Raw genomic sequence first — 19,217 nt, 5'->3', positions numbered from 1 at the left:
ATGCTTCCCACCACGCCCGCAGCGGCAATGCCACTGACCCTGGGCCGCAACGGCCGCACCCCCTCGACACTCCGCAACCGCCTCGCGTCGGCCCCCATGGAACGTAACTACGGCACCACGGATGGGCACATCACCGAGCAGTACATTGACTACCTCGTGACCCGCGCCAAGGCCGGCCTTGGAATGGTAACCACCGAAGCGACGTATGTCCGCGCCGACGGCAAAGGCCGTACGCACCAGCTCGGCCTGCACGCGGACCACATGATCCCCGGGCTCCGCCGCCTCACTGACGCCCTGCACGCCGAAGGTGCGCTGGCCGCCGTCGAGCTTAACCACGGCGGCCGCACCGCGCAGTCCTCAGTGTCAGGGTTCAGGAACCTCGCGCCGTCGCCGGTTCCATGCCCGACGGCGGGCGGCGAAGTTCCCCGGGAACTCACCGCCGCTGAGTGCTACGAACTCGTGGCCGCATACGCCGCCGCGGCAAAGCGCGCAGTGGCTGCAGGGTTCGACGTCATCAACCTGCACGGTGCCCACGGTTATCTGATCCACCAGTTCATGTCGCCTATTTCCAACCACCGCACGGATGAGTTCGCGGCGCCGGAGTTCTTCATGAACCTGGTGATCGATGCCATTCGCGAGGCGGTGCCGGACACGATCGTGGGCATGCGCGTCTCCGTGCTGGAAGGTCCGGCCGACGGCATCAGCGCTGAACAGCAAGTGGCCATCATCGGAAAAGCCCACCTGGACAAGCTCGACTTCCTGGACCTTTCCGCGGGCAGCTACGACGCCGGCGAATGGATCGTGCAGTCGGGGGAGTGGAAGCCCGGAATCCTGGCCGACTACGCCCAGGCCTACCGCCAGTTCGGTCTCCCTTTGGGCATGGCCGGACGGCTCAACAGCCCGGAGATCATTGAAGAAGTCCTCTCCAACGGCACTTGCGATTTCGTGAGCTTGGCACGTGCCATCCATGCCGATCCCGCCTTTGTGGGCGGCGTGCTGCGCGGTGAACGGTACCGGCCGTGCATCGCGTGCAACGTCTGCATCGACAACCTGGGGCTCGGACAAGTCACCTGCACGGTCAACCCTGCTGTTGGGCGTTCGCGTGTGCCCGTTCCCACTCCCGCAGTCCGCTCCTCCTCGCGCGTGCTGGTGGTGGGCGCCGGTCCCGCCGGGCTCACCGCTGCCCGCGAACTCGCCGAAGCGGGCGCCAGCGTGACGTTGGTGGACGACGGCGCGCGGCCCGGCGGGCAGTTCGCCCTCGCCGAGCGCATGAGGTCCACGCCGGACTTCCACCGCTTCGCCGACTGGTCAGTCTGGGAGAACGAGCGCCTCGACGTGGACGTCCGCTTGGGTACCCACGCTGACACGTCCGACGCCGGCGCGTTGGCCCGCGATTTCGGCGCCGACGCAGTTGTCATCGCTACTGGTGGTGGTCGGCCGACGGCTGGGTTTGTTGGCAGTGATTCACCCCGTGTTACCGATATTCGGGACTGGCTTGCGGCACACCCGGAGATTCTCGACGATGGTTCGCGGGCACCGGAGGCTGTGACCATTTGGGGCGCTGATTCCGTGGCCATGAGCGTTGCCGACACCCTCGCTTCGCAGGGGACCGCTGTGCTGATCATCGGACCACAGGAAGCGCTGGCCCCGGAGTCTGGTCGTCGCGCCAAGATCCTGGCCGTGCCGCGTCTTGAAGCCAACCCGCGAGTGCGGATCTTCCTGTCCAGCACCATCGAGGAGTTCGACCGCGGCCGGGTTCGCGTCCGCCGCTCCGGCAAGAACGACCAGTGGATCGACGCCCCAGGGGAACTGCTTGTTTCCCGCTCCGTGCTGCCGTTGGGCGGACCTCTCACGGTGGAGCAACGCGAAGCGGAGCTCAGCCGGTCAGCGTCCATTCCAGTCGCGATGGCCGGAACCGTCGTCGATACTGCAGCGGCCATTGTGTCCAACGCGGTCAAGAGCGGGTACGACGCCGCTCAGCGGATTGCTGCTGCTTTGGCTGGCAGTGCTGACACTGATGGTGCCGAGCTCGCTGGAAACGCGCCGGTTCGCCGTAGCCTTACGGCGATCTCGCAGCGGACCGGCGATCCCGCTGCTCCCAATGCCTCTGAGCCTGTTGCCATTCCACCCCGCGGCACCCCACTGCGCCGACTCGGACTGGCGCAGCTCTCGCTTGTGGGAACCGCACCCCCGGACCTGGTGACCATCGCCGCTGAGGCCGGGTTCGACTTCATCGGCGTACGCGTGCGTCCAGTGACACCCACTGAGCGACCGTACAACCTCCAGCCCGGCTCACCCATGCTTCGCGAAACCCTGGCTCGAATGGCCGGCACGGGAGTCACCGTTGAAGACATCGAGTTCCTGCTTCTGGACGGAACCGGCCTGCAGAATGGCGCCGATCAACGCGACGCCTGGCTGCGGATGATGGAGGCGGGCCAAGCTCTCGGAGCGTCCACGCTGACAGTTGCCTGCGCGGATCCGGACCTGGACCGTTTCGGGGATCATCTGGCGCAGATGACGCAGGACGGCAAGGCATACGGGATCGTCCCCACGCTGGAACCCATCGCATATCAGACCGTCCGATCGATCCCGCAGGCTGTTGAACTCGCGAACCGGGCAGACTGCAAGATCGTGGTGGATGCACTCCACGTCAACCGCTTCGGCGGCACGTGGGCCCAACTCGAAGAAGCCGCAGGCCTGGTCCCCATGATCCAGCTCTGCGACGGACCGGCCATCCCGCCGCCCAGCAGGGAAGGACTGATCCTTGAGTCACGCTCGGAACGGGGTGTGCCGGGGGAAGGCGAATTCGACCTTCCAGCCATGCTCGCGTCGTTCCCCGCCGACATCCCGGTCAGCGTCGAAACCCCTTCCGAAAGCAGCGTGGGCGCCACCGGCGAACTCGCTTGGGCCAAAAAGCTGAAAACAGCAGCCAACTCAGTCCTTGTCACCCCCGCATTTACCTGGAGCACCACGTGAACAACACCCCATCCCTCCGCACCCTTGACTGCGATGTCCTCGTCATCGGCTCAGGAGCCGGAGGCCTCGCTGCGGCAGTGACAGCGGCCTACCACGGGCTGAAAGTCGTCGTCGTGGAAAAGTCAGGAGTCTGCGGCGGTGCAACCTCGTGGTCCGGCGGCTGGGCGTGGGCCCCTGGAAACCCACTGGCGAAAGCCGAGGGCTTCAACGAAGACAAGGAGACATTCCGGACCTACCTCCGCGCCGTCCTCGGCGACGACTACCGGGAGCAGAACGTAGAGGCATTCCTCGAGGCTGCCCCACACATGGTGGGCTTCTTCCAGGAAAAGACGTCACTGCAGTTCGTCCCGGGCAGCAGGATCAACGACATCTACGGCAAGCTCCCAGGCGCTGGCAAGGGCAACCGCTCTGTAGGGCCCAAACCCCTTAATGCCCGGACCATCAAGCCGGCCCTTCGCGCCAAGATGCGTCATCAGCTGTACGAGACGTCCTTCCTCGGCATGGGCATCATGGCAGGGCCGGACCTCAGCAAGTTCCTCTCAGCAGCACAGGGAAACCTCAAAGGGATCCTCCACGCGGGGTGGCGTTTCGGCTTCCACCTCCTGGACCTGCTGACCCACCGCCGCAACATGCAGTTGGTCAACGGCACAGCCCTCACCGGCAGGCTTATGAAGTCCGCGGATGACCTGGGCGTCGACATCCGCGTCTCCACCCCTGCCACAGCGTTGCTCAGCGACGACAACGGCAAGGTGACCGGCGCCGTCGTGCGTTCTCCGGAAGGCGAGCTGCAGATCAACGCCGGCCGCGGCGTCGTGCTGGCCACCGGAGGCTTCCCCAACGATGTTCAGCGTCGCAAGGAGTTGTTTCCCAAGACGCCCACGGGTCGGGAGCACTGGACGCTTTCCCCACGCGAGACCGCTGGCGATGGCATCAACCTGGCCGAATCAGTGGGAGCCCGTTTCAGGACCGACGTGAAGTCGCCCGCTGCGTGGTGCCCGGTATCGCTGGTGCCGTACCGCAACGGCCGCACCGGGGTGTTTCCGCACATCATGGACCGGGCCAAGCCCGGCAGCATCGGTGTCCGTTCGGATGGGAAGCGGTTCGTGAACGAGGCCAACGGTTACTACGACTACGTTGAGGCACTCATCGCAGCGACGCCGGAAGGGGAGACCGTGGAGTCGTGGCAGATCGCGGACAGCCGGTTTGTGCGTAAATTCCCGCTGGGAATGGCCAAACCGCTGCCCGTCCCGCTGTTCCCCTACTTGCGTTCCGGATACCTCATCAAGGGCCGGACGCTGGAAGAACTTGCCACGAAATGCGGCATCGACCCCGCGGAGTTGTGCCGCACTGTGGCGAGGTTCAACGCCAACGCACGCGACGGCGTCGACCCCGGGTTTGGACGCGGTGGGACAGCCTTCAACCGCTACGGCGGCGATCCCAGCAACCAGCCGAACCCGTCATTGGGGGCCCTCGAGAAGGGGCCGTTCTACGCGGTGAGGGTGGTGCCGGGCAGCTTCGGAACCTTTGCGGGCGTTGACACGGATGGCCGGTCACGGGCGCTCAATGACGACGGCGTCCCCATCGAGGGCCTGTACGTCGCCGGCAACGACCAAGCCAACGTCATGGGCGGGCACTACCCGGCGGGCGGCATCAACCTGGGCCCTGCGCTGACGTTCGGGTACATCGCGGGCCGCCACCTCGCCGGCGTGGACAACTACGAGGACGACGGTACGCGCGCTGACGCGGAGATCGTTCTCTAGCCCGGAGCTGCCCGGCGGGTTCGTTGTGGGGCCTGCTCTGCGCCCCATTTCGGGTGGGAAGCGCGCAGAGCGGGCCCCGCAACGCAGGGCTCCCGCTACCGTCCCGTCAGTCGCGGAACCGCGGGCACCGTGGTGACAGGTGCCGGCGCGGGTGGGGGAGCAGGTGCGGCGAAGGGTCCGCTGGGGTAGAGGGCAGTGGCTTCCACCATGTAGTTGGCCCACTGCGGTCCAGCGATCATGTAGCCGTCCAGGGATTTGTAGAACTTTCCGTTGATGGTGACGTTCTGTCCGGCTCGCTGCTGTCCCGCCGTCGTATCCCCAAAAAACGATGCAGTGGCAAGAGAGGTGGTGTAGCCGGCCACCCACGTGGCCCCGTTGTTGTTGGACGTGCCGGTCTTGGCAGCCACGGGAACCTTGGTGTGGACCTTGGGCTCGATCCATACACCTGAGCCCATCTTGAGTACATCCTGCAGGACGGCGTTAACGCCACGGGCCACCGACGGTTTCACGGCCTCCCGGCATTGGGGTGTTTGGGCTTCGAACTGGCGGCCCTGGGCATCGCTGATCTCAGTAATCGCGATGGGAGCGCAGTACGTTCCGTCGTTGGCGAAGGTTGCGTAGGCGCTCGCCAGTACCAGTGGCGCCACGCCGATGGAGCCCAGCAGATTGCCGATCTGGTGCATGTTCACTGGGGCGTTGTCGAGCCCGCTGTGCAGGCCAACGGTATCCACCATTTTCTGGATGCCGCAGAAGTCCAACTGGGCTGCGGTGGCGAATGTAGCCGTGTTGATGGAGTTGTAGAGGCCGTAGTTGATAGGCATGGCGCGGTAGTAGCCGGCATCGTTGTTTTGCAGGTCGTCGTCGGCGCCCAGGTTCTGTGCCTTCTGGGCGGAGCTGTAGCCACCCAGCACCTTGCCGCAGCTGGAACGCCACGGGAACCCCACGGGGTAGACCCTGCGTGAGGCGTCAACCACGGCGGTGGGGTGCTTGCCTTGGTTGAGCCACTCGGCGTAGATGAACGGTTTCATGGTGGATCCCGGCTGGAAACCACCGGCACCATTGAGGTCATAACCGTTCTCGTCCTTGGCGTCCACGTTGAAGTTCAACTGGGTATCGTATTTTCCTTCCTGCGGCACGAAGACCGTGTTCTGTGCCATTGACAGGATCTTGCCGGTGCCGGGCTGCACCGTGGTCATGGCCGCGCCCCACTTGTCCGGGTTGTCCCCGGCCGAGGCGTCCACTTGGGCCTGGGCAATTGCTTGGAGCCTGCTGTCCAACGTGGTGGTGATGGTGAGGCCACCTCGGTAGAGCAGGCGCTCGCGCTCGTTGACAGTGGAACCATAGGTCTCATCGTTGAGGATCAGGTGGGAGACATAGTCACAGAAGTAGGTGGCAATAGCTGCCCCCGCGCACCCCTGCCGGGAAGGCGTGATGTTCAGCTCTATGGGTGTTGCCACTGCCACGCCGTGGTCTACTGCCGTGATCATGCCTTGTTCCAGCATCCGGTCCAGGACGAGGTTGCGCCGGCTCAACGCCGCATCCGGGTCCACGGTGGGGTCGTAAATGCTGGGCCCGTTGACCAGGCCGGCAAGGAGCGCGGCCTGTGGCAAGGTCAGGTCTTTCGCGGAGGTGCTGAAGAAGTATCGCGATGCGGCTTCAATGCCGTAGGCGTCCCGGTTGAAGAACACGATGTTCAGGTACCCCTCAAGGATCTGTTCCTTGTTGAACCGCTTCTCCAACTCGAGGGCGAGTTTGACCTCACGGAGCTTGTCTCCCATGGTTTTCTGGCCGCTGAGCACCACGTCTTCAGGACGCCCCTCGGACAGCCGCGACTCGTTGAGTACGTTGGTGACGTATTGCTGGGTCAGCGTGGATGCCCCTTGCCGTGTGCCTTTTGTCAGGTTGGAGGTCAACGCCCGGATGATGCCTTGCGCGTCTACGCCGGCGTGATCGTAAAAGCGGCTGTCTTCGATCGCTACGATGGCTTCCCGGATGAACGGCGACATCTCCTCCAGGGGAACCTTGACCCGGTTTTCCGCGTAGAACGTGGCGATGTGTTGGCCGTCCGCGGAGACCACGGTGCTGGAAAGGGAGGGGGAATCGACGTTCAGTTCGCTGGGCAGGTCCTCATAGAACCCGATCGACCCGCCCACGGTGGTGCTGGTGAACGCCACCACGGGAACCACCAGCCCGGAGATCAACACGCCGCAGAGGATACTCACCAGGAAGTACCCGAAGACCCTCAGGAGGACCTTGCCGAGACCGGGTTTTGAACCCTTGTTGCGCGCCATTTTCGTGCCATTCCGTCGGGATGTCAGGCTGAAAAGTAGCTACAGAATACGTCCGGCAACGCGGTTGGGCCATGGCTGGGAGCCCAAATAAGGTCCCAAATCGGACTCAATCCAGCGGCAGCGTTACCCTCACGCTGGTGCCCCGCCCAAGTGCAGAGTCGATGTTCACTGTCCCGCCGGCGTCGTGCACTGCGATGGACATCAGCAACAAGCCAAAACCGTGCCGCCGGCCGCTGGGCGAGGCGTGGATTTCAAAACCGGCGCCGTCGTCCGTGATGGTCAGCTGGATGCCGTGGTAGACGGCGTTGAGGCGGACGGTGAGCTCGCTGGCATCGGCGTAATTGAGGGTGTTGCTGAAGGTCTCCTGCGCCACGTGATAGAGGAGGGCGGCGGCCTTCGACGAGATCTCGATGCCATGATGCGGGGTGTGCCAGTGCACGGTGACGCCGGTGCGGCGGAGCGGCGCGGCGAGCCGGTCAATGCATCCAGCGACGCCCAGCGCGTAGAAATCCACGGGGTGTTGGTCCTGGATGATGCCCTTGACGGCAACTACCTCACTGAGTGCTGATGACTGCTCCATTGCGTCCCCCACATCGATGTCTTTCATACTTGAGATTCGTTGCCGAAACCCCTCGGTATTGGTGTTCCGACTGATTCCAGCGTGGCGCCGCTAGATCAAGGAACCTTTTCGTTTGGCTCAAGTTCGCATCAAGTTTGTGGGGGAGGCTTGCAGGAGTCATGCCTCGCTTCCACAGAGCGAGGCTAAGCCGGAGGTTTGCCCAACATATGCGTGGGCTGTGAAGGTTCACCAGTGGCGACGGTCAGCTTCCCGCGCTGCTTCTTCAATCCGGTACCGGTGGGCTGCCCATTCCTCGGAGTTGCGGCTAGGGATGTTGGGGTCGCCCGGTCGCTGGCCCGCGGAGCCGTCGATGAGCTCGCGAATGATGTCTGCGTGCCCCACGTGCCTGGCGGTTTCCACGCACATGTGGACCAGGATCTGGTGGAGTGTCACGTTCTTCTTCTCCTCCGACCACCACGGCACCACACCCGGGGCATCCAACGGGAGGGACTCAATGGTTTCATCGCTGTGCTTCGCGGAAAAGTGGTGCAGTTCCAGGATTTCTTCACGGCTCTCAGTTGCAGGGACCCACATATCGGAATCCGCTTCGGCGTCCTCCGCCAGCCACGGCATCTCCCTGCCGCTGGGACGTCCGAATGTCACTCCGAAGTAGTCCAGCTCCACGCTGGCCACGTGCTTCACCAAACCCAGCAAATTCGTGCCAGTGGGGGTCAAGGGCCGCCTGGCGTCGTACTCACTGAGGTTCTCCACCTTGCCGAGCAGGTCCGCCCTCCGGAGCCGCAGATACCCGAGCAACATCGCTTTGTCATCCATGGGGAGCACTCTACCCAAGGGCGCTCGCGCCGATGCAGGGCCGCGACACCGAGTTCGTGGGAACAGTGCGGCTTCGCCGGAGAGTTCCGGCGGTCTCGCACGTTTCCGGCGAAGCGGTGGACGTGACCAGGTACTGCTTTATTCCTCCCTTCCCCGTCGCGTTGACTTCAACCCAAGCCAGTGGCGGACCCGGCGAAGGACGCCGGACCCTGTCCAGCCACGAGTGTTAGGAGCAACTCCTTGTCACTTCAATTTCCCCGCAGGACCCTGCTCCAGGGTGCAGGAGCACTATCCCTGGCGGCAATGGTCAGCTCGATGTTCGCTCAGAATGCCTGGGCCGATGCGGAACCGGGCGCAGCGGAGTTCGCAGCGTTGCGGAACCGCTGGGTGGACCAGATCACGGGCCGTAACGTCATCCAAGAGGGCGATCCGGATTTCGCCAAGGCCGTCACAGCCCTGAACAACAAAGCCGCTGACTCCCTGGCAAAACTCAACAAGTCTCCAGGCCGAACCTCGGTGTTCACGGACTTGTCCTTCGCCAAGGACGCGGAAATGGTCACTACCTACACACGCTTGTCCCAGCTCGCCACGGCCTGGGCAACACCTACAGCGGCGGTGTTTGGAGACGCCGGTGTGCTGGCGGATATCAAGGCTGGCCTCGCCGATGCCAATACGCTCTGCTACAACGACAGGAAGGAAGAGGCAGGTAACTGGTGGTCCTGGGAGATCGGTGTACCTCGGGCACTCGCGGACGCAATGGTGCTCCTGCACGCTGAATTGTCCGTTGGGGAGCGCACCGCATATTGCGCTGCGATTGACCATTTTGTGCCGGATCCCTGGCTGCAGTTCCCGCCCAAACGGGGCAAGATCACCTCCGTCGGTGCCAACCGGGTGGACCTGTGCCAGGGAATCATCATCCGCTCCTTGGCCGGAGAAGACCCGGCCAAACTCAACCATGCAGTCGCTGGACTCAGCCAGGTGTGGCAGTACGTGACCAGTGGAGACGGAATTTTCCGCGATGGTTCGTTCATCCAACACAGCACCACCCCGTACACCGGTTCCTACGGGGTTGTCCTGCTCACCGGACTGTCCAAGTTGTTTTCCTTGCTTGGGGGCACGGCGTTTGAAGTTTCCGACCCTTCCCGCAGCATCTTCTTCGACGCCGTGGAGGGTTCGTTTGCGCCCGTCATGATCAACGGAGCCATGGCCGATTCTGTTCGGGGAAGGAGCATCAGCCGCGAGGCCAACACAGGATATGACCTCGGGGCGTCGGCGATCGAGGCCATCCTGCTCCTGGCCCGGGCCATGGATCCAGCTGTTGCCGCTCGATGGAGGGGCTTGTGCGCGGGCTGGATTGCGCGCAATACGTACCGCCCGATCCTTAACAGTGCCAGCGTGCCCAGGACGGCACTGGTGAAGGAGCTCCACGCCACTGGCGTCGCCCCCGTGACAGAGCCGGCAGGCCACAAGCTTTTCCCGGCCATGGACCGCACCATGCACCGGGGACCTGGCTGGGCATTGTCGCTCTCCATGTCCAGCAACCGCATTGCGTGGTACGAATGCGGCAACGGCGAAAATAACCGCGGCTATCACACGGGCTCCGGCATGACCTACATCTACACCTCTGACCTTGGGCAATACGACGACGCGTTCTGGGCCACGGCCAACTACAACCGATTGCCCGGCACCACGGTGGACACCACGCCGTTGCCGGACAAAGTGGAGGGTGAATGGGGCGCCGCCGTCCCCGCGAATGAGTGGAGCGGCGCCACGGCGCTGGGCGAGGTTGCCGCCGTCGGACAGCATCTGGTGGGACCGGGCCGCACGGGCTTGACCGCACGGAAATCCTGGTTCGTCAGCGGCGACGTCATAGTTTGCCTCGGCGCGGAGATCAGCACTGCTTCCGGCGCCAGGGTGGAAACCATCGTCGACCACCGCAACCTCCGCCAAGGCAGCAATGCGCTCACGACGGCGGCAGGCACCATCGCCGGATCAGCCGGAAACGCTGAGGTACTCAGCGACGGGCGATGGGTTCATTTGGAGGGTTTCGGAGGCTATGCCCTGTTGGATGATTCCCCTCTTCACGTCCTGCGGGAAACCCGGTCGGGCAGCTGGTCCGGGGTCAACATCAACGGCAGCGCCACGGTCCATCAGCGCAACTTCGCCACACTTTACCTGGACCACGGTGCCGGACCTGTCGCCGGCAGCTATGCGTACGTGGTGGCGCCGGGGGCATCAGTGAACGTGACCCGGACATTGGTGCAGGGAAACAAGTACAGGGTGATCCGCAACGATGCGACGGCCCAGTCCGTGGAATTCCAGACCGCCAAGACCACCGCCGCCACATTCTGGAAGGCCGGGATGGCAGGGGAACTTGGAGCCTCGGGAGCTGCCTGCGTGGTGTTCTCCAGGCACGGAAATGAGTTGAGCCTGGCCGTCAGCGAGCCAACGCAGGAGGCCGCCAGCCTCACGCTGACTCTGCCGGAGGGAACGTGGTCCGGCGTGCTGGAAGGAGCTGGCACGCTGGGGACAGACGCCGATGGACGGAGCACCTTCACGCTGGACACCACGGGACTCAGTGGGCAGACGCAGGTGGTGAAGCTCCGCCGCTAGACCATTCCTGTGAGGCCTGTTCTGCGCTTTAGGGGGAGCGGAGCAGGCCTCACAAGGCGCGGGAAAGCTGGGGTATCCCGGCGTTCCTGGCCCCACATGAATCACGGATAACAATGCGCGGCCGCAGTCGGATTTGGTACAGCGGGCATGCGTCACCTTCGGTTAGCCGACGCAGCAGGACATCGGCAGCCATGACACCCAGCCGGTGTTTGGCGGGCGAAACCGCCGTGAGCGGTATCCGGGCGAGGTCAGCCATCTCATCGTCATAAGAGATGAGCGCCAGATCCTCCGGCACCCGAACCCCGTGCCTGGACGCGGCGCCTTCCAACAGAGCGGCTTCCCTGTCCCCGAAGACCAATGCCGCTGTGGCGCCACTACCCGCCAGCAGCTCAAACATATGCTCGGCCTGGTCGGCTTCCCACTCAGGCTTCGTTGCGCTGAACGCCATGGTGCGGTGCCCGTCGGTATCCAGTCCCAACGCCGCGATGGCAGCCGCATACCCCGCAATGACCGCAGCCTGCGTTGGATTGCTGCTGCGTGCGGCCTCGTTCGCGCGCGTGAGCAGCCCGATCTTCCGGTGACCCAAGCGGTGGAGGTGCATGACGGCGTCGTACGCTCCGCCTTGGTGATCCGAGCAGACATGCTCTGTGAGGTCTCCCGGCCCCAGGTCGTCCAGGCTCCGTTCCAGGAGGACAACCGGCACGGGCAGGGCCATGAGTTCAGCGACGCGCTGTTGGGGGTTTTCCAGACCCGTCAGCGTTGGCACCAGGATGAGGCCGTCCACTCCGGCATCCAGGAGGAATTGGATGCTGGCATTCTCGCGCGTGAAGTCGTAGTGGTACGTGGACAGTTGCAGGCTCGCACCCCGGGCGGAAAGGTGTTCCTCGATCCCCTGAAGGACGCGCGGGTAATACAGCTGCGTGTCCGGGAGGAGGACGCCGATGACAAACCGGGAGCGCTTTTGCGCACGCTGGGGTGCAGCAACGAAGCTGCCGGCGCCCTGCCGCCTGACCACCAGCCCTTTGGCCACAAGATCCTCGAAGGCCCTCCGCACCGTCGTCAGGGAGAGGCCAGTCTCTGCCGCGAGCTGCTGCTCGGTGGGGAGCTTGGTCCCCACGGCCCAAGTCCCGGCGAGGATGTCCCTCCGGAGGTCGTCACTCAAGTCCTGGAACTTCAAATTGGCTTTGGCGGTGTCGCGAAGTGCCCCGCCGCCGGAGTCCGGTTCCTGTTTCCTCGTTGGCATGATCCATCTCCACCTGTGGACAGACAATTTCTCCTATCATGCACCACGATTTAGAGAGTATTCAGGTAGTAATTGCTGCCGGACTGCGAGTATTCCGTGGCAACGGGGAATGCTTATTGATTCCTCGCTTCCAGGCCCAGTAGCAATGGAAAGGTGTCCAACAAGAAGCCAAACATCCTTTTCATTCTCAGCGACGACCAAGGTGCCTGGGCGCTAGGTTGCGCCGGAAACACCGAGATCCGTACCCCCCATCTGGACGGCCTCGCTGCCCGCGGCGCGCGGTTGGAGAACTTTTTCTGCGCCTCACCTGTCTGCTCCCCGGCACGGGCCAGCCTGATGACCGGGAACGTACCTTCGCGCCACGGCGTCCACGACTACCTGGCGGGCGTCGAAACCGGACCGGAGGCCACGGATTACCTGCACGGGCAGCGGCTGTTCACGGATGACCTCGCCGCTGCCGGGTACCGTTTGGGCCTGTCCGGAAAGTGGCACTTGGGCGCCAACGATGCTCCCCGGAAGGGCTTCAGCCACTGGTTCGCGTTGGAGGGAGGCGGCAGTCCGTATGACAGCTCGGTGATGTACAGGTTCGACGGCGGCACCAGCCGCCGGGAGCCGGTCACCGAATACTTGACGGACGCAATCACCGGCGATGCGCTGGACTTCATCAACGAAGCGTCGCAAGAGGCTGAACCCTTCTTCCTGGCCCTCAATTACACAGCTCCCCACAAGCCATGGAAGGGGCAGCACCCGCCCGAGTACGAGGGACTCTACCGCGACTGTGGGTTTTCCAGCTGTCCGCAGGAAGCCATGCACCCTTGGACTCCCACCGTGGACGGTGTGCCGATTGGCGGCGAGGCGGACGTCCGCGCTGCGCTGGTGGGGTACTTTGCCGCCGTCAGTGCCATGGACGCCGGGATCGGTATGGTCCTTGGCCGGCTGGAGGAGCTCGGAATGCAGGAAAACACCTTGGTGGTCTTCAGCAGTGACAATGGCTTCAATTGCGGCCACCACGGCATTTGGGGGAAGGGCAACGGGACGTTTCCGCAAAACGTCTACGATTCCTCCGTCAAGGTACCGGCGATCTTCGCGCTCCCGGGCAGGATTCGGCAGGGCGTGGTACTGACGGAATTGTTGTCCGCCTACGACCTTGCCGCCACAGTACTGGAGCTCGCGGGCCTGGACCACCGGTGCTTCGAAGACGGGCCGGGACAGTCTTTCGCGGAGCTGCTAGGCGGGCTGCCTCCGGCGGCAGGGGACCGCGCCGTCGTGGTTTTTGACGAGTACGGCCCCGTCCGGATGATCCGCAGCACGGGCTGGAAGTACGTGCACCGGTATCCCCACGGTCCGCATGAACTCTACGATCTTGTGGCCGACCCGGATGAGGGAGTCAACCTTGTGGACCAGCCGGCGCACGCGGCAAGGGTGTCCGGCATGCGTTCCCAGCTGCAAGAGTGGTTCCAGCGGCACTCTGTCCCTGAGTTCGACGGAAGCTGGCTTCCGGTGGCGGGGGCGGGCCAGACTGCGTCCGTGCTGGACGATCCTTTGGGGGCTTTCACCCCACCCAATTGGGACGGCACGGACGCAGCCGGAGGGTCTTACTAGCCGACTTGGGTCAAGGCGCGTCCGGTGCTCACTTCTTCGCCTGTTGCTCCGGGCTGCACGGGCCTGCCGGTCCTGTCGGCCTCATAGGACGCCAGAACCACCTCCACAATGTGGCGGGCGTGCTCAACACTGACTTTGGGTGCGCCGCCGTCGAGCACCGTAATGAAGTCCTGCAGCTGCAGGAAGAAGCCTTCCTGAATGTCCTCGGGTCGCGGTTCCCATACCGTGCGTGTCACGCCGTCGCGGCGGATCAATGTTCCATGGTGCGGGCTGCAGGACAGGGTGCCGAACTCACCCACGATGAGGATCTCGTCCAGGCGTTGGGCAGCATCGGACACCACAGAAATGCTGACGTGGACCCCGTTCCTGAGGGTCAGTGCGATGGCACCGTCGGTTTCCACGGGAACGCCGAAACGTTTGAGGGTGGAGGCACTTACGGATTCAACGGGTGCGCCACCGAACCAGATGGAGCGGTCAAGGCAATGGCCGCCGATGTTCATCAGTGCACCCCCGCCGGCCATGGCTTGGCTGAAGAACCAGTCCGGACGGGTTCCCGGACGATAGTCGGTGGTCCTGTAGTCGCGGATCATCAGGACTTGGCCAAGTTCACCGCTGGCCAGTACATCCTCGGCTGCCAGCTTCTCCGGCAGGAAATGCTGGATCTGCCCGATCACCAATGACACTCCGGCCTCCTGGCACGCCCGGATCATTTGATCACAGTCGGCCACGGTGGTGGCCATAGGCTTCTCCACCAGAACGTGCAATCCGTGGTCTGCGGCGGCCAGCACCATCTCCAGGTGCAGGGCATGCGGGGTATTGATGATGACTGCGTTCAGGCCGGCCTCACGAAACATGGCCAGGTAGTCCCCGTAGACGGAAGCCCCCCATGGCGATGCGACCCTCTCTGCGGCTTCAGGCCGCAGGTCGCAGACGGCGGCCAACTCCACGTTGCTGATCCGCGCTGCGGATGCTGCATGGAAGTGTGCCACGGCGCCGGCGCCAATGATTCCAAGTCGTATCAATTTCCCTCTTTAGCTAGGAGCCGGAGCGCGGGCTCATTCAACCGGAACGCCGCGCAGGTCTCCTCGATTGTTGGGTAGTCCGAAAAGAGGAATAAATGCCTAATTGTGCGGAACCGGCCAGCCGGTGCCCAGCGGTCGTTGAAACTTTCCAAAATACTCATTGAATCCTGCTTTCGGAGGCTGTGAGAGTCGTCTCACTGAACCGCATCCGGCTGGTTCCCCCCTCACTTGAAAGGTGATTCCCATGGGCAAAACAGCCCGTCATCTTCGCCCGCTGGCCGCCCTGTTGGGTGCAGCGCTTGCCTTGTCCACCACTGCCTGCGGCGGAGCCACCGATGCCTCCCCAGCCGCCGATGCAGTGGATATTTCCGGGTCCATTTCGGGCCAGACCATCAACTACTGGTCCATGTGGAAGGACGGCGAGCCCCAACAAAAGGTCATAGCCACTGCCATTGCGGACTTCGAAAAGGAAACCGGAGCCAAAGTCAGCGTCCAATGGCAGGGCCGCAGCAACACCGAAAAGCTGGTCCCTGCGCTGAACACCAACAACGTTCCGGACCTGGTGGACGGAACGTTCGCCAAGCTCGCTCCGGTGATTGGTGAAACCGGGCAGGCGAGCCCTCTGACTTCCGTGTACTCCTACGAGGTAGACGGCAAAGCAGTCAGTTCGCTGATCCCGGAGAAGTTCACCAGCAACGGCGTCTTCAAGGGAGAAGACGGACAGCCCTGGATGGTGCCCTACAGCATCAGCTCCGACGGCATCTGGTTCGATGCCGCCAAGCACCCGGAGCTCAAGGCGAAGCCGCCCGCCACCTGGGATGAATTCATTGCGGTCCTGGACAAGCTGAAGGCCGCTGGGACGGCTCCCATCGCTGCCGACGGTGACATTGCCGGCTACAACTCCACGTGGTTCGTCACCGCGCTGCTCCGGCTCAAGGGCGCAGGCAGTTTCAAGGCCCTCGCTGAAGACAGGTCCGGTGCGGCATGGGACGACCCCGCCGCCCTTGAAGCAGCCGAAAAAGTGGAGACCCTGGTCAAGGGCGGATACCTGGACAGTGGCTATAACGCCAGTAAATTCCCGGCGCAACAGCAGCTCTGGGCAAACGGCGACGCTGCCCTGATCCTCAACGGCTCGTGGACGCCCACCGAAACCGGCTCGTACGCCGCACCTGGCTTCGAGTACTCGTCCTTCCAGTTCCCGGCCATCGACGGCAAGCCGGCAAGTGCCCGCGTGGACTTCATCGGCTTCGCAGTACCGGCGAAGTCGAAGAACCAGGTCCCTGCGCAGCGATTTGCTGCGTACCTGTTGGGCGGCAAGTACCAGGATGCCCTCGGAACGGACGCCAAAGTGCTGCCGGTGAGGCCGGACGCCCCGGTGGATCCCGCCGTCGCAAGCGTCAAGGCCGCCATTGACGCCGCTCCAGCCACGCACCTGCAGAACGACGGCGTGACGTTCCCCGGTTTCACGGAGAAGGTCTTTTTCCCCAGAAGCGATGAACTGTTTCTTGGAAAGGCCACAGCCGCGGAATTCGTGGCCAAGATGAAGGAAGCCCAGATCCAGTACTGGAAGGACAACGGCTGATGTCACTGGGTCTGAAAGAACCGCGCGCCAGCAAGGCGTCACTGCAGAAGCCGGCGGCCCGGAGACCGGCCACCAGGAAGGCGCCCGCTCAAGGCCGCAAGCCGGGAAGTTCCATCGACGTGCAGCGCAAGAAGCTGCTGATTCCGTTTGTGGGTCCGGCGTTCGTCCTCTACACAGTCCTGTTCATTGTTCCCGCCTTGGGTGCAGTGTGGATCAGCCTCCACAAGTGGGCCGGCTCCGGACCCATGAAATTCGTGGGCCTGGATAATTACGGCCGAATCTTCCGGGACCCGCTGTTCCTGTCATCGTTCGGCAACACCCTGCTGTTGCTGTTCGTGGTGGGAACTGCAATCTTCGTCCTCGCCTTTGCCATGACGCTGGTCCTCCGGGACATGGCAGGGAAGAAGGTGGTCCGTAACGTCATCTTCTTCCCGCACCTCATCAACGCGCTCGTGTTCGGCGTCCTGGCAGGATTCATCTTCAACCCTGGCGGCATGGTGAACAGCCTCCTGGCACCCCTTGGGGTAACAGACCCGCCCAAGTGGCTGGCACAGGACAACATCTTCCCGCTCATCATGGTCACCCTGGTGTGCACCACCACCGGCTACTTCACCACCATCCTGATGGCCGGCGTCGACCGTATTCCGCCCTACTACTACGAGGACTGTGCCCTGGCAGGAGCCACCGCGTTCCAGCGGCTGCGGTATGTGATCCTCCCGCTGACCTGGGATGTGTTCGGAACCTGTGCCGTGCTGTGGACCATCTCGTCGGTGAAGATTTTCGAGATCGTGTGGGTCTTCGGCGGCAGCTCCGGGGCCGGGGTGCCGCCGACCCAAAGCTGGACGGCCGCCGTCTACACCTACGTGAACGCCTTCTCCGGACAGTCAACGCCAGCCTATGGAGCCGCAACTGCCTCCGCCGTGTTGTCGCTTGCGCTGATCTCCGTCCTGGTTGTCCTGCTGCGCCGCGCGATGCGTCGCGACGCCGTCGAGTTCTAAAGGAAATGACATGAGCGAATACAAACTGCTGGCACCCGTGACCACCCGCAGGCGGGGACGACGGGGCGTCAGTCCTGCCTTGCGAGGGGAGCGCAGCGTGGTCCGGGGCGTCGGCGTGGCGCTGCTGTGGATGGTGGTGGCGATCAGCATCGCAGCCCTGGTGTGGATGGTGGCGCAGGCATTCCGGGATACCCGGGCCATCCTCGATGACCCTTGGGGTGCGCCTTCCTCCCTGGACTTCGGGAACTTCGTCCGGGCCTGGACCGTGGGAGACTTCGCCGTGGCCACCTGGAACAGCCTGCTGACCACCGTGGTGTCTTCGGTCCTGACTGTCGCCATAGCCGCACCTTGCGCCTATTACCTGAGCCGGGTGGACAACAAGCTCACCCGTGGACTGAGTCTGTACTTCATCCTGGGCCTCGGTATCCCGGCGCAGGTCATCCTGATTCCGCTGTTCGTGATGCTGAACAAGGTGTACCTGACGGACAGCATTATCGGCTTGAACCTTGTCTATATCGGGGTTTCCATGCCGTTCACAGTCTTCCTGCTGACCGCGTTCTTCCGTTCCCTGCCCTTGGAAATGGAAGAGGCAGCGGCACTGGATGGGACTACGGCCTTCGGGACGTTCTGGCGGATCACGTTGCCATTGGCGAAGGGAGGAATCCTGACCGCCTTCATCCTCCAAGTCATCTCGCACTGGAATGAAACCCTGCTGGCCTTGACCCTGCTTCAATCCACCGAGAAATACACGCTCCCCGTGGCTCTGATTTCCTTCGTGCAGCAGCAGACCTACTCAGGAGCCGACTGGGGCGGACTGTTTGCAGGCCTCGTGATCGTGGTCCTGCCGATGCTCATCATCTATGTATGGTTGGGCCGGCGGTTGACGGAGGGACTGACGCTCGGGATGGGCAAATAGCCCCCGACGGCGTTGCTACCGCGGACTTTTGTCGATCACGCAGAAGCGGTTGCCGTCAGGATCTGCAAGAACCACGAAGTCCGGATCCTCGGGGTACAGGTCCCAGTCCACACGTTGGGCGCCGAGCCCGATGAGCCGTTCAATCTCGGCTGCCTGGTCATCCGCGTAGAGATCGAGGTGGGTGCGAGGATGCTCCTGCACAGGGGTTTCGCTCAGCATGAGGGCGAGTTGGGGCCCGGGGCCTGACGCCGGCACCAGGATCACCCAGGTGTCATCGCCGGGCTCTCGGGGGACGTAGCCCACCGCTTCATGCCAGAACCGGGTGGCGCGGCCGATGTCGTTGACGCCCAGTACGGTGCTGCCGATGCTCAACATCCGCCCAGCCTAGCCCGCGTCCGGATCCCTTGTCGTGGGACAAAAACAAATGCCACAGTGAACCATGGCCACAGAAGACGATGTTCGCCGCATCTGCCTTGGCATGCCCGGTGTGACTGAGCGGCCGAGTTGGGGGCAGCCCGCGTGGTTCGCCAAGTCGCTCATGGCACGTATGTGGGAAGAAGGCGTCGGCACGGTCAAAACCGAGGAACGCGAAGCGCTCGCGGCCATGAATCCCGATACCTTCTTCTGGACCCCGCATCACGAGCAGTCCTCGAACCTGATGCTGATCCGGCTGGAAAATATCGACGTGGAGGAGCTCGACGAGCTGCTGCAGGAGTCGTACAGAATCGCCGGCGGCCCGCGCAAGCCCAACTAAAACGTCCCATGGAGCGCTCAGCAGAACATGTGCAGTTACCCGGTTGGGTGCACGCGCACGCAGGTTA

14 protein-coding genes are annotated in these 19,217 nt (G+C 63.4%); 8 read left to right on the top strand and 6 right to left on the bottom strand.

Annotated elements, in window-relative coordinates; all coding sequences use genetic code 11:
* Together ABIE35_RS14265 and ABIE35_RS14260 are read left to right on the top strand one after the other, a co-directional pair.
* Entirely contained in the window at positions 1-2,976 is a 2,976-nt protein-coding gene (locus ABIE35_RS14265) for an FAD-dependent oxidoreductase (RefSeq protein WP_354515864.1), read from the top strand.
* Positions 2,973-4,736 carry an FAD-dependent oxidoreductase gene (locus ABIE35_RS14260; protein WP_354515862.1) on the top strand — a complete coding sequence of 588 codons (1,764 nt, stop codon included), beginning with the start codon at positions 2,973-2,975 and terminating at the stop codon, positions 4,734-4,736. Before ABIE35_RS14265 ends, ABIE35_RS14260 begins: the two co-directional genes overlap by 4 nt.
* Before the next feature lie 95 nt (positions 4,737-4,831).
* Here the strand turns inward: ABIE35_RS14260 and ABIE35_RS14255 are convergent, their stop codons facing one another.
* From ABIE35_RS14255 to ABIE35_RS14245, 3 genes are all read right to left on the bottom strand, one after another.
* On the bottom strand, positions 4,832-7,027 hold the full coding sequence (locus ABIE35_RS14255; protein WP_354515861.1) for a transglycosylase domain-containing protein: 2,196 nt from the start codon (positions 7,025-7,027) through the stop codon (positions 4,832-4,834).
* Positions 7,028-7,133: 106 nt separating this feature from the next.
* Entirely contained in the window at positions 7,134-7,634 is a 501-nt protein-coding gene (locus tag ABIE35_RS14250; protein WP_354515859.1) for a sensor histidine kinase, read from the bottom strand.
* A 198-nt stretch (positions 7,635-7,832) separates the two neighbouring features.
* The gene (locus ABIE35_RS14245; protein ID WP_354515857.1) at positions 7,833-8,420 is read right to left on the bottom strand and encodes a DinB family protein; all 588 of its coding nucleotides are present in this window, start codon (positions 8,418-8,420) and stop codon (positions 7,833-7,835) included.
* A 240-nt stretch (positions 8,421-8,660) separates the two neighbouring features.
* Between ABIE35_RS14245 and ABIE35_RS14240 the strand changes: the two genes are divergently transcribed.
* Positions 8,661-11,033: a polysaccharide lyase 8 family protein gene (locus ABIE35_RS14240; RefSeq protein WP_354515855.1), complete on the top strand. Its 2,373-nt coding sequence runs from the start codon at positions 8,661-8,663 to the stop codon at positions 11,031-11,033.
* Positions 11,034-11,082: 49 nt separating this feature from the next.
* Here ABIE35_RS14240 and ABIE35_RS14235 read toward each other — a convergent pair whose 3' ends face one another.
* Positions 11,083-12,276, bottom strand: coding sequence for a GntR family transcriptional regulator (locus tag ABIE35_RS14235; RefSeq protein ID WP_354515853.1), 1,194 nt, complete (start codon positions 12,274-12,276; stop codon positions 11,083-11,085).
* 153 nt (positions 12,277-12,429) lie between these two features.
* Here ABIE35_RS14235 and ABIE35_RS14230 point away from each other — a divergent pair, with 153 nt between their 5' ends.
* Entirely contained in the window at positions 12,430-13,878 is a 1,449-nt protein-coding gene (locus ABIE35_RS14230) for a sulfatase-like hydrolase/transferase (RefSeq protein WP_354515851.1), read from the top strand.
* On the opposite strand, the gene ABIE35_RS14225 is transcribed toward ABIE35_RS14230, so the two are convergent.
* Positions 13,875-14,900 carry a Gfo/Idh/MocA family protein gene (locus ABIE35_RS14225; RefSeq protein ID WP_354515849.1) on the bottom strand — a complete coding sequence of 342 codons (1,026 nt, stop codon included), beginning with the start codon at positions 14,898-14,900 and terminating at the stop codon, positions 13,875-13,877. The two genes, ABIE35_RS14230 and ABIE35_RS14225, sit on opposite strands and share 4 nt — an antisense overlap.
* A gap of 244 nt (positions 14,901-15,144) precedes the next feature.
* Between ABIE35_RS14225 and ABIE35_RS14220 the strand changes: the two genes are divergently transcribed.
* From ABIE35_RS14220 to ABIE35_RS14210, 3 genes are read left to right on the top strand one after another with little or no spacing between them, the layout of a single operon-like run.
* The gene (locus ABIE35_RS14220; protein ID WP_354515847.1) at positions 15,145-16,482 is read left to right on the top strand and encodes a sugar ABC transporter substrate-binding protein; all 1,338 of its coding nucleotides are present in this window, start codon (positions 15,145-15,147) and stop codon (positions 16,480-16,482) included.
* Positions 16,482-17,480, top strand: a complete 999-nt coding sequence (locus tag ABIE35_RS14215; protein ID WP_354515845.1) for a carbohydrate ABC transporter permease — start codon at positions 16,482-16,484, stop codon at positions 17,478-17,480. Before ABIE35_RS14220 ends, ABIE35_RS14215 begins: the two co-directional genes overlap by 1 nt.
* Before the next feature lie 10 nt (positions 17,481-17,490).
* Positions 17,491-18,396 carry a carbohydrate ABC transporter permease gene (locus ABIE35_RS14210; RefSeq protein ID WP_354515843.1) on the top strand — a complete coding sequence of 302 codons (906 nt, stop codon included), beginning with the start codon at positions 17,491-17,493 and terminating at the stop codon, positions 18,394-18,396.
* A gap of 15 nt (positions 18,397-18,411) precedes the next feature.
* Here ABIE35_RS14210 and ABIE35_RS14205 read toward each other — a convergent pair whose 3' ends face one another.
* Positions 18,412-18,771: a VOC family protein gene (locus ABIE35_RS14205; RefSeq protein ID WP_354515841.1), complete on the bottom strand. Its 360-nt coding sequence runs from the start codon at positions 18,769-18,771 to the stop codon at positions 18,412-18,414.
* Positions 18,772-18,835: 64 nt separating this feature from the next.
* Here ABIE35_RS14205 and ABIE35_RS14200 point away from each other — a divergent pair, with 64 nt between their 5' ends.
* On the top strand, positions 18,836-19,150 hold the full coding sequence (locus ABIE35_RS14200; RefSeq protein WP_354515839.1) for an MmcQ/YjbR family DNA-binding protein: 315 nt from the start codon (positions 18,836-18,838) through the stop codon (positions 19,148-19,150).
* Positions 19,151-19,217: the final 67 nt, after the last annotated feature.

Source organism: Paenarthrobacter sp. 4246 (assembly GCF_040546855.1).
GTDB lineage: Bacteria > Actinomycetota > Actinomycetes > Actinomycetales > Micrococcaceae > Arthrobacter.
This window is presented reverse-complemented; position numbering and strand designations above follow the sequence as displayed.